Source organism: Micromonospora sp. NBC_01392, assembly GCF_045040125.1.
Taxonomy (GTDB): Bacteria; Actinomycetota; Actinomycetes; order Mycobacteriales; family Micromonosporaceae; genus Micromonospora.
Genome location: NZ_CP109549.1, coordinates 2008578 through 2021248, shown reverse-complemented (window position 1 = coordinate 2021248; position 12671 = coordinate 2008578). Strand labels below are relative to the sequence as shown.

The following is a 12671-nucleotide window of genomic DNA, read 5'->3' as shown; positions in this document are numbered from 1 at the left end:
ATCAACACTACTTCAGAAGTAGGAGAGACTGCTAGCGAACGGCGCGGGTCAGTCGGTGACCAGGTGGCCGTCGCGCAGGACCAGAGTTCGGTCGGCCAGCTCGATCAGCGCCGGATCGTGCGTGGCGACAAGCGCGGTCATGCCCCGGGCGTGCACCACGGCACGGATCAGGTCCATGATCGAGCGGCCGGTCTCGGAGTCGAGCTGACCGGTCGGCTCGTCGGCGATGAGCAGGTCCGGCTCGTTCGCCAACGCCCGGGCCACCGCCACCCGCTGCTGCTGGCCGCCGGACAACTCGTACGGGCGCTGCGCCGCGTGCGCGCCCAGCCCGACCAGTTCCAGCAGCACCGCCACCCGCTGTTCCCGCTCCGCCGCCGGCACCTTGGCCAGCCGCAGCGGCACCCCGACGTTCTCCGCCGCGGACAGGATCGGCACCAGACCGAACGTCTGGAAGACGAAACCGACGGTGCCCCGGCGCAGCGCCAGCAGTTCCCGCTCCCCCGCCGACGTCACGTCGTGGCCGGCCACCTCGATCCGGCCGGCGTCCGGCCGGTCCAGCCCACCGATCAGGTTCAGCAGCGTGGTCTTGCCGGCCCCGGACCGGCCGCGCACGGCGACCAGCTCCCCCCGGCCGGCGGTGAGCGAGACGTCCCGTACGGCGTGCACGGCGTGCTCCCCCCGGCCGAACGTACGGCTCACCCCCTCGACCCGCACCACCTCGTCGACCGGCGTCGCCGGCAGCACCACAGCCCGATCGGTCATCGCTCGTTCTCCTCGGCGTACGTCCGGTCGCCGGGGCGGACCTCGACGTGGTCGGGTTCCAGGTCCAGCCGGACCCGGTCGCGCAGGGCCAGCGCCTCCACGAACGGCGCCGGCAACTGCATCCGGCCGGTCCGGTCGAGCACCGCGTACTCCTCGCTGACCAGCTCGGTGCCGCCGTCGGCGGTGACCCGCGCGGTCCGGCGTACCTCGGAGGCGGTCCGGCCGTCGCGGATGGCGACGGTCCGGCGGACCTGGCCGGACACGGCGTGGTCGTGGGTGACCACCACGATGGTCACCCCCAGCTCGGCGTTGATGGTGCGCAGCGCGGCGAAGACCTCCGCGCCGGTCGCCTCGTCCAGCTCGCCGGTCGGCTCGTCGGCGAAGAGGATCTCCGGGTCGTTGGCCACCGCCACGGCCACCGCGCACCGCTGCTGCTCGCCGCCGCTCATCTGACCCGGCCGGCGGTCCGCGCAGTAGCCGACCCCGACCAGGTCGAGCAGCCGGCGGGCCCGCTCCCGCCGGTCCCGCCGGCCGCCGGGTCGCCGGGCCAGCCGCATCGGCAACTCCACGTTCTCCACCGCGGTCAGGTACGGCAGCAGGTTGCGGCCGGTCTGCTGCCAGATGAAGCCGACCATCTCCCGCCGGTACGCCAGCCGCTTCCGGTTCGACAGGGCGAGCAGGTCGTACTCGGCGACCCGGGCGATACCGGCGGTCGGGGTGTCCAACCCGGACAGGATGTTGAGCAGGGTGGACTTGCCGGAGCCGGAGGCGCCCACGATCGCGACCAACTCACCGCGGTCGATGACCAGGTCGAGGCCCTGGAGTGCGACCACCTCGACGCCCTCGGTCTTGAAGATGCGCACCAGCCCGTCGCAGACGATGTGCCCGCGCAGCCGGTCCCGTCCGCCGGCCCGTTCGGCGGCGCGCTCCGCGGCGCGCTGTTGCAGGGCGGCCAGGTCCGGCACGGCCGTCGGCGGTCCGGGATCGTGGCGCGGCGCCGGACGCGCCGAGCCGGAGGCGGTCGCGGTCATCTCAGCTCTCCTCTCCGAGCCGCAGCACCTCGCCGAGGCGCATCCGGCGGTTGTTCACGGCCTCCACGGTGATCGCGAAGGCGAGGGCCAGCAGGGCCAGGGCGGACACTCCGGCCACCAGGCCGGGTTCGAACGCCGGACGCACGGTCACCCCGCCGGTGAACGCGGGCAGTCCGAGCACCGGGGTGAGCAGCAGCGGCAGCAGCGCGCCGACCACCGCCCCGGTCAGCACCGACACCAGCACCAGCGGCGTCAGCTCGACCAGCAACAGGCCGCGCCACTGCCGTCGGGACAGGCCCATGGTGCGCAGCCGGGACAGCACCTGCCCCCGGGACCGGGCGCCGGCGAGCACCGCGAACGCGAGCCCGAGCAGGCCCAGCACCGCGCCGCCGCCGGCACCGAGCACGAACCCGAACACCAGCAGCCCGTTCACGCCGCTGCCGCCCAGCTCGGCGCGGACGTCGGCGCGGGTGGTCACCTGCGGCGGGCGGGCCCGGTCCCCGTTCTCCACCGTTCCGATCCGCAGGTAGCGGCGCTGCCCCTCGGTCGCCACCCGGTTCACCTCGGCCCGGTCCGCGCCGGGCCCGGCCAGCACGAAGCCGGTGGGGGCGAGCGGGTGCGGGGCGTCCGCCGGCAGGCTCGGCCAGGGCAGCACCACGAACCGGGTCGCCTCGCGGTCGACGAGCGCGAACCCGTCGACGGTGGCGGCGACGCGCAACGGCAGCCGGTTGCCCTGCACGTCCAGCCAGGCGGGACGGCGCCCCTCGGCGTCCGCGAGCCCGGCGTCGGCCAGCTCCGCGGCGACCGTCGGGGACACCAGCGCCGGCAGCGGGGCGCTCCCGTCACCGCCGCCGAGCAGCGGGCCGGGCACGCGCACGGGTACGCCGGCACGTCGGGCCACCTCGGCGAACCGGTCACCGTCGACCATCAGCACCCGCAGCTCCCGGATCGGGGCCGGCCGGCCGGCCCGGTCGACGTACGGGCGCTGGGCCCGCACCGCCAGCAGCGGGGCCACCGCGCGGACGCCGGGCAGCGCGGCCAACTCACCGGCGGTGTCCGGCGCGAACCGCTCGCCGTCGACAAGCAGGTCGCCGGGGACGGCGCGGGCGGCGGCGGTGTCCCGGCCGGCCTCGATGCCGGTGGCCACCACCCCGCAGAACGCGGCGGTGGCGACCGCCAGCACCACCACGACCAGCGGTCCGGTGCTGGCGGCGCGGCCGGCGCGGGCGGTGCCGAGGAACGCGACGCTGCCGCGCGCCCGCGCCGTCACGCGGCTGAGCAGCCGCAACGGCCACGGGTACGCGCGCAGCGCCAGCAACGCCGCGGCCACCGCCAGCAGCACCGGCACGGAGACCAGCAGCGGATCCACCGACCCCGGTGTGAGCCCCCGCCGACGCAGCAGGAACGCCCCGAGCACGGCGATCCCGAGCACCGCCACCTCGACGGTCAGCCGCAGCGCCGGCGACCGGCCACCGAGGTCGGCGCGGCCGGCGACCCGACGGCCCACCGCGAGCGCCGCCAGCGGCGGAAGCAGGGTGGCCAGCAGCGCGGCGACCAGCACCCACCACGCCGACGCGCCGGCGCCGGGCAGCAGGCCGGCGAGCAGCCAGCCGATCCCGGCCGCCGCCGGCAGCACCAGGGCGGACTCGGCCAGGCCGCGACGCAGCACGGCGCCGGTCGAGCCGCCGCGCGCCCGGATCAGGTGGAACTCGGCGCGGCGGCGACGCGCGGCGAGCCGGGCGGCCAGCAGGGCGAGCCCGGCCAGCGTGGCGAGCAGGCCGGCGGCGATGACCGCCAGCAGCGTACGGGCGGCGGTGAGCGAGGCGGCGAAGCGGCGCAGCGGAACGTCCACACCCTGGGTCAGCGTGACCGAGGCGGGCCGGGTCCGCTCCAGCCCGTCGATGCCGGCGATCAGCGCGTCGAGCCGGCCGGCGGCGAGCCGGTCCGGGGCGATCCGGTACCGCCAACCGAAGCTCACCGGCCATCCGACCGCGGCGGCGGCATCCACCCCGGCGTCGGCCGTGTAGGCGACCGCCACGAACGGGTCGCCGTCGCCCTCGGGCGGGGTGAGCCGCAGCATCGACGGCAGCGCGTCCCAGACCCCGTTGCCCGGATCGTTCGGCCGCCACACGCCGACCAGTTCGATCGGGCGGGACTCGAGCGGGGCGCCGCTCGGGTCGAGCAGCGACAGGCGGAACCGGTCGCCGGGCCTGACGCCCAGTCCGGTGGCCACCGCTTCCGCGAGTGCCACCTCGATCGCGCCGGCCTCGGTGACGCCGCGTTCCGGCCACCGCCCGCCGGTCAGCGTGGCCGCCTCGCGCAGCCCGGTGCCGCCGCGCAGGACGAGGTCGATCAGCCCCTTGTCGGTGGAGAGCGTCGGGCCGCGCAGCCGACCCGGCACGGCCTGCGCGACGTACCAGCGTTGCCCGATGACGTCCCGGACCGCGTCGGGCATCCGGTCCTCGATCGCGGCGAGCTGGGCCGCCTGCGTGGCGACCTGGTCGCCGGTCGTGAACGTGGTCGGCGCGGTGGCGTACGTGACGTCGCGCCGGGCCGGCGGCTGCCCGGCCACGTACTCGGTGAGCCCCTGGCCGGTGAGCCGGTCGGCGACCCGCGGCACGCCGGTGATCAGCAGCGCGGTCACCGCGGTCAGCACGGCGAGCAACAGGAACTGCCCCCCGAACGCCCGGACCCGCCCGGCGGCGCCTGGCAGCCTCATCGATGCTCACCTTCATTCGCGACTGCGGGACTCCGCTGCGCTGCGTTCCTCGCGCTCATCGGTGCTCACCTTCATTCGCGACTGCGGGACTCCGCTGCGCTGCGTTCCTCGCGCTCATCGGTGCTCACCTTCATTCGCGACTGCGGGACTCCGCTGCGCTGCGTTCCTCGCGCTCATCGGTGCTCACCTTCATTCGCGACTGCGGGACTCCGCTGCGCTGCGTTCCTCGCGCTCATTGCTCCCCCCCGATCCGGAGCTGCACGGCGGCGATCCGTTGGCGGATGCCGGTGGTGACGACGGCGGCGAACGCGAGCGCGGCGAGCAGCAGCCCGGCGGCGGTCAGCCCGACCGGCGGCCAGGGCACCGTGAAGACCGCCTCGGGCACCGGCCGGCCGGCCGCCGGGGTGAGGATCACCAGCGGCACCATGGTCGCCGCCACCACGGCTCCGACCAGCAGCCCGACGCCGACCCCGATCGCGGCCAGGAACGTCTGCTCGGCCAGGTACGCGCGGGCCAGCAACCGGCTGGTCGCGCCGAGCGTGGTGAACACGGCGAACTCGGTGAGCCGGCGTCGGGTGGTGGCCCACCCGTCCACGGCCAGGCCGACCAGGGCCAGCAGCACCGACCCGAGCGCGGCGGCGAGCAGCCCGGTGCGGGCCCCCCGCCAGTACGGGTCCCGGGCGGCCTCCTCGGCCACCTGTCGCCGGTCGTGCAGCACGGTGCCGTCGGCCCCGGTGAGCGCCCGCGCGGCGGCGGTGTGCCCGCCCGGCCCGGTCCGCAGCCACCACTCGGCCACCGACCGTACGCCGCCACGCTGCTGGAGCATCTGGCCGGCGGCGGCGGGCAGGTCGAGGAGCACCCCGTCGCCCTCGGTGCCGGGGACCGCGGCGACCTGACCGACCACTGTGACGTCCAGTGTCACCTCGGCCAGCGACAGCTTGAGCGAGTCACCGGTGCGTACGCTCAGCGCCGCCGCCACGCCCGGGGTGATCAGCACCGGCACCGGCGGGGCGTCGGACCGGGGCACCACCGCGAAACGGGACGGCGGCGTGCCCGCGTACTGGAGGAGCCCGTCGGGCACCCGGAAGCTCCGGGTGGCGTCCACCGTGGTCGGGGTGGCCTGCGCGCCGCCCTGCGGCCCGGTCGCCGGATCGACCACCTGCCAGGCGCCGGTGAGTGGCAGCGGCAGCGCGACGTCCCCGGCGTCGGTGAGCCGCAGCCCCGCCACCAGCAGCCGGTAGGAGCGGCCGACCACGTCGCCGCCGTCGGCCTCGAAGCCGACCAGCCGCAGCGGCACGCCACCGGTGTCGGGCAGCGCGACGGAGAAGCGCACCGGCCGGCCGGCCCCGTCGGCCTCGGCCAGCCGCAGCCGCCAGGCGGCACCGGCGTCGGTGGTGAACAGCGCGGTCACGGCCACCGTGGGCGGCGTGTACCCGGTGTCGACCGGGGTGCTGACGGTCCCGGACAGCGTGCGCGCCGCCGCCGGCAGGAGGGTCCCGGCGGGCGTGCCCCGGCCGCCCGCCAGCCGATCCAGCAGCGCGGCGGTGGACGCCCCACCGTCGGCGTCGTCGAGCCGGAGCATCCCGCGCGCGGCGGTGGCGTCCAACGCGACCGCGGTGGCCGGGCGGGCCTCCCGACCGACCCGGATGTCGTCCCGCCAGGCCGGCAGCACCCGGTCCAGCCCGGGGGCGGCGGCCAGCGCGGCGGCCCGGCCGTCGGGGGCGGTGCCGTCGCGTTCGGTCAACCGCAGGTCGGTGCCGACCGTGTGCCAGGCCTGGTCCCGCTGCGACCGCTCCCAGGAGGCCACCAGCGACCAGGCCAGCGTGCTGCCGCCGACGGCGAGCGCGAGCAGCAGCACCGGCCCGGCGTGCGGCCGGCGGCCCGCCTGCCACATGCCGAACATGGTCGCGTTCCACGGTCGCCGGTCGACGAGCCGTTCGGCGAGCCGGGTGGCCGGCGGCAGCAGCCGCAGCGCGATCACGGCGCCGGCCAGCACGCCGATGGTGGGCGCGGCGGCGAGCAGCGGGTCGATGCCGAGGCTGCCGTTCGCGCCGGCCAGCGGCGAGGAGTACTGCCGCAGCTGGGTCCAGGCGAGCACGGCCAGCGCCACCAGGGCCACGTCGACGCTGGCGCGTTGCACGGCCGCACCCCGACTCGGCCGGGAGCGGGCGGCCATGTCGGCGACGTAGGTGCCGGCCCGGCGCAGGGCCGGCACCACCATGGCGAGCAGGCAACCGACCGCGGCGGCGAGCGCCACCAGCCAGACCCGGGCCGCACCGCCGTCGGCCAGCCCCAGGTCCGCGCCGAGGTGCCGGACCGCCTGCCCGGTCAGCACCGGGGCCAGCAGCACGGCCGGCGCCACCACGAGCGTCGCCTCGCGTACGGCGAGCCCGGCGAGCTGGCCACGCGCGGCGCCCCGGGCCCGCAGCAGCGCGGTCTGGGCCCGCCGGTCCTCGTTGAGCAGCGCGGCGACCAGCACCAGCGCGTACCCGCCGAGCACCACGATCAGCAGCAGCGGGGTGAGCAGGGCGGACCGGCCCACCAGGTCGGCCCGGCCGAGCCGGTCCACCAGCCGGTCCAGGTGGCTGACCTGCTGCGCGGAGGAACCCAGGCCGGTGGCCGCGGGCAGCCGCTCGGTGACGTCGGCCAGCGCGGCGGTGACGGCGGGCAGCCGGCCCGGCTCCACGCCGGTCAGGTCCGGGACGGCCAGCCAGGCCGCCGAGACCGAGCCCGGGAAGGTACGCGCGAAGTCCGCCGGATCCAGCGCGAACGGCCCGTACGAGGTGCTCGCCGCGTCACCCTGGCTGTCGCCGACACCCGGGGCGAGCCGCCAGTACGCGTCGGCCGCGTCGCGGGGCCGCCACGTGCCGACGACAGTCACCGCACCGGGCCGTTCCGCCGCCCGGTCGAACAGCGGCACCCGCTCCCCGACCACCAGGCCGAGCCGCGCGGCCACCTTCTCCGGCACGGTCACCTGCAACGGAGCGGCGCCGGGCGTGGGCCACGTCCCGGCGGTCAGCTCGGCGCGCGCCGGCAGGTCGTCAAGGGTGGCGAGGTTGGCGAACATCGGGTCGTCGTCGGTGCGGGCGGCGCCCACGTCGCCGGTCAACTCCCGCCCGGTGCCGTAGCGGGCGGCGGCCACGGTGACCGGCACCCCGCCCAACCGGCCGGCGAACTGCGCCCGGACCGCACGGTCCCGCTCCGCGAACGCCGCCGCGTCGGCGCCGCCGGAGCCGCTGACCAGCAGGCTGCGCTCCTCGGGCGGGGCGGCGTCGAGCACCGCCCGGGCGCCCGCCTCGACCGCCCGCCGGTTGTAGTCGGAGAGCCCGGTGACCAGCCCGACCGCGACGAGCGCCGCGACCGCGGCGGCGAGCAGCAGCCCTCGGGCCTCGACCGCCCGCCTCCACACCAGCTTCATCCGACGTCCTTCCCTGGCCCGGGTGAGCCGATGACCAGGAAGACCCGCCACCCCCACGAAAAGGTTCGCGCCCGTTACATGATCGTTACCCCACCCACCCCCACCCCACCCCCGCCCCCGCCCCACCCTGACCTCGTCGATCTTGGAGTTGTGGTGCCATGGAATGTCAGTTATGCACCTTTTGTAAGGTGCCATTACTCCTAGATCGACGAGGCGGGGGCGGGGTTGTCCACAGGGGCGGACGGGGGGACGGGAGGCCCGGGAGGCTGGCGGGGTGTGGCGGTACGACGAGTTGCGGGCCGGCGGGGTGAGCCGCGGAGCGGTGCGACACCGCGTGGAGGCGGGGCGTCTGGGCCGGCTGTCGAGAGGTGTCTACGGACGCGCGGACGATGAGGCGGGCCGGCTGCGGGCGCTCTTCCGCCGGTTGCCGCCCGGCGCCGTGGCGGGGTTCCACACCGGTGCCCGGCTGCACCGCTTCGGTGCCGTGTCCGGCGACAAGGTGCACGTGGTCGTTCCGGCCGGAGGCCCGGTGCCGAGCATCCGGGGCGTGACCGTTCATCAGACAGTCCTGCCGGTCAGGGACGTGGTGGAGGTCGCCGGGGTGCCGTGCGCGCCGGCCGCCCGCTGCGCTGTCGACCTGGCCCGGGTGCTCCGTCGGCCGGACGCGCTACCGGTGCTGGACCTGTGCCTACGGGTGGGCGCGTGCCGCCGGGCGGACCTCTTGGCGGAGGTGACCCGGCACGCCGGGCTGCGCGGGGTACGCCAGGCAGGCCGGCTGGCCGAGCTGGCCGACCCGCGTGCGGAGTGCCGGCAGGAGAGCCAGCTACGCCTGCTGCTGATCGACGCCGGGTTACCCGCGCCGGAGCCGCAGCTCTGGGTGCCGGACGAGGAGGGCGTGCCGGTGTACCGGCTCGACCTGGGTTACCGCCGGCAGCGCGTCGGCGTGGAGTACGACGGCCGCTCCCACCTCGACCCCGACCGCCTGCACCACGACCGCTCCCGGCTGAACTGGCTGGCCGAGCACGGCTGGCGTATCCGGATCTACACCGCCACCGATCTCTACCGCCGCCCGAACCACATCCGGAGGTCCGTCCGGGCGCTCCTCTGAATGCGGGGCAGGGACGGGGTGGTCAGGACGGTTTCGGGCGGTCGCGGTCCTTGGAGGGCTGGACCCGCTTCGGCTCGCCGGGCATCTTCGGGTATTCCGGCGGGTACGGCAGGTCACCGAGACCGTCGGCGGCGTCCCGCTCGGCCCACTCCAGCAGCGGCGTGATGTCCCACGGGGCGTCGTCGATGCCGGCGTGCGGGTCACCTCGCTCGGCGAACCGGGCCGGCACCGTGCCCAGGTGGAAGTCGTCCGGGTCGACCTCGGGCAGCTCGTCCCAGTCGACCGGGGTGGAGACGGTGGCCCGCCCGTTGGCCCGCAGTGAGTACGCGCACGCGATGGTGCGGTCCCGCGCCATCTGGTTGAAGTCGACGAAGACCCGGCGGCCCCGCTCCTCCTTCCACCAGGCGGTGGTGACCAGCTCGGGCCGCCGCCGTTCCAGCTCCCGGGCCAGCGCGATGGTGGCCCGGCGCACCTCGACGAACGTCCAGCGCGGCTGGATGCGCAGGTAGACGTGCACGCCCCGGCCGCCGGAGGTCTTGGGCCAGCCCGGCACGCCCAGCTCGTCCAGCACCCCGCGCAGCTCACCGGCGGCGGTCGCCGCGTCGGCGAAGTCGGTGCCGGGCTGCGGGTCGAGGTCGATGCGCAGCTCGTCGGGACGGTCGGTGTCGGCGGCCCGCACCGGCCAGGGATGGAACACCACGGTGCCCATCTGCGCCGCCCAGGCCACGTGGGCCAGGTCGGCCGGGCACAGCTCCTGAGCCGTCCGGCCGCTGGGGAAGCTGATCTCCGCGGTGCGGACCCACGGGGGTACGCCACGGGCGGGCACCCGCTTCTGGAAGAACATCTCCCCCTCGATGCCCTCGGGGAAGCGTTGCAGGGTGGTGGGCCGGTCCCGCAGGGCCCGGGTGATGCCCTCGCCCACCGCCAGATAGTAGTGGAAGACGTCCGCCTTGGTGAAGCCGTGCTGCGGGAAGATCACCCGACCCGGGCTGCTCAGCCGCACGGCCCGGCCGGCGACCTCGATCTCCTCGACCGCGCTTCTGCTGCCCGCCATCAGGCGACCATATGCGATGCCACCGACAGCCGACGTACCGTGGAGCGGTGAGTCTTTCCGACAATGAACTGCCCCGCACCGAGGACGAGTGGCGGGTCCGGTTGAGCCCGGCGGAGTTCCGGGTGCTCCGCGAGGCCGGCACCGAGGCGCCCTGGACCGGTGAGTACGTCGACACCAAGACCCCTGGCGTCTATCACTGCCGGGCCTGCGGGGCCGAGTTGTTCCGCAGCGACGACAAGTTCGATTCGCACTGCGGCTGGCCCAGCTTCGACGACGCCATTCCCGGCGCGGTCAAGGAGATCCCGGACAACACGCTCGGCATGCGGCGGGTGGAGATCCGCTGCGCGCGCTGCGACAGCCACCTGGGGCACGTCTTCGAGGGCGAGGGCTTCACCCCGAAGGACACCCGGCACTGCGTCAACTCGATCTCGGTACGGCTGGAGCCGAGCGGCGGCTGACCGCGCGGCCCTACAGGCGCAGCAGGCCGCCAACCTCGTCGACCCGGTCGGCGCTCTCGTCGTCCAGCCACACACCGCCGGTGGCGAGGTAGCGGAAGCGGTACTCACCCGGGCCGAGCCGTACGGTCACGGTCCGGGTGCCGTCCCGGCGCGGCAGCAGCTCGTGCCGGCCGGGCTCCCATCCGTTGAAGCAGCCGACCACGCTCACCGTGCCGGCTGGCGCGTCGCGGGGCAGGGAGAACGTCACCCGGGTCTGGTTGCCGAAGAGCTTGGTGCGTTTGATCACGGTTCCTCCTGATCTCGCCGTCCACCCGGGTCAACGCGCGACACGCCGGCAGCGACACGCCGTCGGGGCCGGCCCGGGTTCGCCGTTCCGGTCGCTCCGGCGCGTCCGTTGCCCGACCCTGGGATCACAAGTCCGTTTTCGGGGGGTTTCGTATGGCTGCCTGTGAGGTCTGCGGCAACGACTACTGGATGGCGTTCGAGGTGCGCACGGTCGACGGGGCCCGGCACACGTTCGACTGCTTCGAGTGCGCGGTGCACAAGATGGCACCGATCTGCGAACACTGTCAGATCAAGATCGTCGGACACGGCGTCGAGGTCTCCGGCCGCTTCTTCTGCTGCGCCCACTGCGCCCGCGCGGTCGAGGGCGACCAGGGCGCCGAGATCCGCGACGCGGTCGGCGCCCGCCCCGCCTGACCGGACGGCCCGACCCGGGAGCCGGGCGTCCGCCACGCCGGCGGGCCGGCTGACCCCGGAAACAGCCACCCGCGACCGGCCACACTGCCGGCTGTCCGGTGCGGCGGCCCGCGTTCATCGACGGCTAGCATCCTCCGGTGAACCGACGGATGATCGCCGCGACGGCGATCCTCGCCACGCTGGCCGGCTGCGCCCCGACCTCCGCCCCGACCCCCGCTCCGAGCGGGCCGACCGGCGCCGCACCGGCTCTCGCCGTACCGGCACCCACCGACGGCGGCGTCGCCCTCGCGCTGCGGGACCGGCATGCCGCCACCGGTAGCCTCGCCGGCCTGGCCGAGAAGCCCGAGCACGCCAGCGAGCGGCTCGACTCGGACGGGATCGCCTGCGGCCGGCCGCTGCCCCTGCTCGACAGCAGGCTGGTGGCCTCCACCCGGGTCTTCGGCACACCGAAGGGCGCTCCACCGGAGGAGTTCGTCGAGCTGGCCCAGGAGACCGTGGTCTACCCGGACGCGACGGTGGCCGCCGACGCCGTACGCCGGATCTTCGAGGTGCTGGCGGCGTGCGACCGCGACGAGGAGGACGGGCAGGTGACCGCTGGGCACTCCGCCGTCGACCTGCCCGCCGGGGTGGGCGTGTCGGGCCGCGCGGTCGCCGCCACCATGACGCTGCCCGACGGCACCCGTTTCCCGCACCGCTACGGCTGTCTGCACCGGGGGCGGGTGACCCAGTGCGTGGGGGTGTGGACGCGCTCGACCGCCGCCACCGCGACCTGGTTCGACCGGGCCGCCGTCGCCACCGGCGCCGGCCTGCGGGTGGCGGCGCGCTGACCGTCCGCCCGGCGGGTCGGACCGGCGTGGATCACCCGCGGACCGCGGCCTAACCTGGCGGCATGTCCGTCGAGTTCCACCAGGCCGGCTTCGCCGAGCTGGACACCCGCACGTTCCACGACCTGCTCCGGCTGCGCATCGACGTGTTCGTGGTGGAGCAGTCCTGCGCGTACCCGGAGCTGGACGGTCGGGACGTCGAGCCCGGCACGCGCCATCTCTGGCTGGCCCGCGACGGCGCCGTCGCGGCGTACCTGCGGATCCTGGCCGACCCCGACGGCGTGGCGCGGATCGGCCGGGTGGTGGTGGCGCCGGCGGCGCGGGGCGCGGGCCTGGCCGGTGCGCTGCTCACCGAGGCGCTGGCCGTGGTGGGCGACCGGCCGTGCGTGCTGGAGGCGCAGACGCACCTGGTGGGTCTCTACGCCGGCCACGGCTTCACGGTCAGCGGGCCCGGTTACGTCGAGGACGGCATCCCGCACACCCCGATGCGCCGGAATCCCAACTAATTGACGTGTATCGTTTTCTGTGGCAGCGTGCGGGTCGAGCCGCCACGCGGGAGAGGGCAACTCCCCACAGTCCGGGCGTCGTGCACCGACAC

11 protein-coding genes are annotated in these 12671 nt (G+C 75.6%); 5 read left to right on the top strand and 6 right to left on the bottom strand.

Annotated elements, in window-relative coordinates; translation table 11 throughout:
• Positions 1-48 precede the first annotated feature (48 nt).
• From OG767_RS09430 to OG767_RS09415, 4 genes are all read right to left on the bottom strand, one after another.
• Positions 49-762: an ABC transporter ATP-binding protein gene (locus OG767_RS09430; RefSeq protein ID WP_405093047.1), complete on the bottom strand. Its 714-nt coding sequence runs from the start codon at positions 760-762 to the stop codon at positions 49-51.
• The gene (locus OG767_RS09425) at positions 759-1793 is read right to left on the bottom strand and encodes an ABC transporter ATP-binding protein (protein ID WP_405093046.1); all 1035 of its coding nucleotides are present in this window, start codon (positions 1791-1793) and stop codon (positions 759-761) included. The genes OG767_RS09430 and OG767_RS09425 overlap by 4 nt, the downstream gene beginning before the upstream one ends.
• 1 nt (position 1794) lies before the next feature.
• Positions 1795-4512, bottom strand: a complete 2718-nt coding sequence (locus OG767_RS09420; RefSeq protein WP_405093045.1) for an FtsX-like permease family protein — start codon at positions 4510-4512, stop codon at positions 1795-1797.
• A gap of 232 nt (positions 4513-4744) precedes the next feature.
• Positions 4745-7930, bottom strand: a complete 3186-nt coding sequence (locus OG767_RS09415) for an FtsX-like permease family protein (RefSeq protein WP_405093044.1) — start codon at positions 7928-7930, stop codon at positions 4745-4747.
• Between the two features lie 274 nt (positions 7931-8204).
• On the opposite strand from OG767_RS09415, the gene OG767_RS09410 reads away from it, so the two are divergent.
• Positions 8205-9038 (top strand): hypothetical protein, encoded by an 834-nt coding sequence (locus tag OG767_RS09410; RefSeq protein WP_405093043.1) that lies wholly within the window; start codon positions 8205-8207, stop codon positions 9036-9038.
• A 22-nt stretch (positions 9039-9060) separates the two neighbouring features.
• Here the strand turns inward: OG767_RS09410 and ligD are convergent, their stop codons facing one another.
• Positions 9061-10092 (bottom strand): non-homologous end-joining DNA ligase, encoded by a 1032-nt coding sequence (gene ligD, locus OG767_RS09405; protein ID WP_405093042.1) that lies wholly within the window; start codon positions 10090-10092, stop codon positions 9061-9063.
• Between the two features lie 47 nt (positions 10093-10139).
• Between ligD and msrB the strand changes: the two genes are divergently transcribed.
• On the top strand, positions 10140-10550 hold the full coding sequence (msrB, locus tag OG767_RS09400) for a peptide-methionine (R)-S-oxide reductase MsrB (protein ID WP_107159259.1): 411 nt from the start codon (positions 10140-10142) through the stop codon (positions 10548-10550).
• A 10-nt stretch (positions 10551-10560) separates the two neighbouring features.
• On the opposite strand, the gene OG767_RS09395 is transcribed toward msrB, so the two are convergent.
• Positions 10561-10836, bottom strand: coding sequence for an isoamylase early set domain-containing protein (locus tag OG767_RS09395; RefSeq protein ID WP_405093041.1), 276 nt, complete (start codon positions 10834-10836; stop codon positions 10561-10563).
• 152 nt (positions 10837-10988) lie between these two features.
• On the opposite strand from OG767_RS09395, the gene OG767_RS09390 reads away from it, so the two are divergent.
• The 3 genes from OG767_RS09390 (at position 10989) to OG767_RS09380 (ending at position 12579) form a co-directional block, all read left to right on the top strand.
• Positions 10989-11249 carry a Prokaryotic metallothionein gene (locus tag OG767_RS09390; RefSeq protein WP_107159255.1) on the top strand — a complete coding sequence of 87 codons (261 nt, stop codon included), beginning with the start codon at positions 10989-10991 and terminating at the stop codon, positions 11247-11249.
• Between the two features lie 137 nt (positions 11250-11386).
• The gene (locus tag OG767_RS09385; RefSeq protein WP_405093040.1) at positions 11387-12076 is read left to right on the top strand and encodes a hypothetical protein; all 690 of its coding nucleotides are present in this window, start codon (positions 11387-11389) and stop codon (positions 12074-12076) included.
• Between the two features lie 62 nt (positions 12077-12138).
• Positions 12139-12579, top strand: coding sequence for a GNAT family N-acetyltransferase (locus tag OG767_RS09380; protein ID WP_396776141.1), 441 nt, complete (start codon positions 12139-12141; stop codon positions 12577-12579).
• Positions 12580-12671 lie beyond the last annotated feature (92 nt).

What these genes read in the sequence shown, in the direction of transcription:
- OG767_RS09425 (WP_405093046.1), bottom strand. Translation starts at nt 1,793, where the DNA reads ATGACCGCGACCGCCTCCGGCTCGGCGCGTCCGGCGCCGCGCCACGAT.
- OG767_RS09415 (WP_405093044.1), bottom strand. Translation starts at nt 7,930, where the DNA reads ATGAAGCTGGTGTGGAGGCGGGCGGTCGAGGCCCGAGGGCTGCTGCTC.
- OG767_RS09390 (WP_107159255.1), top strand. Translation starts at nt 10,989, where the DNA reads ATGGCTGCCTGTGAGGTCTGCGGCAACGACTACTGGATGGCGTTCGAG.
- ligD (WP_405093042.1), bottom strand. Translation starts at nt 10,092, where the DNA reads ATGGCGGGCAGCAGAAGCGCGGTCGAGGAGATCGAGGTCGCCGGCCGG.
- OG767_RS09380 (WP_396776141.1), top strand. Translation starts at nt 12,139, where the DNA reads ATGTCCGTCGAGTTCCACCAGGCCGGCTTCGCCGAGCTGGACACCCGC.
- OG767_RS09430 (WP_405093047.1), bottom strand. Translation starts at nt 762, where the DNA reads ATGACCGATCGGGCTGTGGTGCTGCCGGCGACGCCGGTCGACGAGGTG.
- OG767_RS09420 (WP_405093045.1), bottom strand. Translation starts at nt 4,512, where the DNA reads ATGAGGCTGCCAGGCGCCGCCGGGCGGGTCCGGGCGTTCGGGGGGCAG.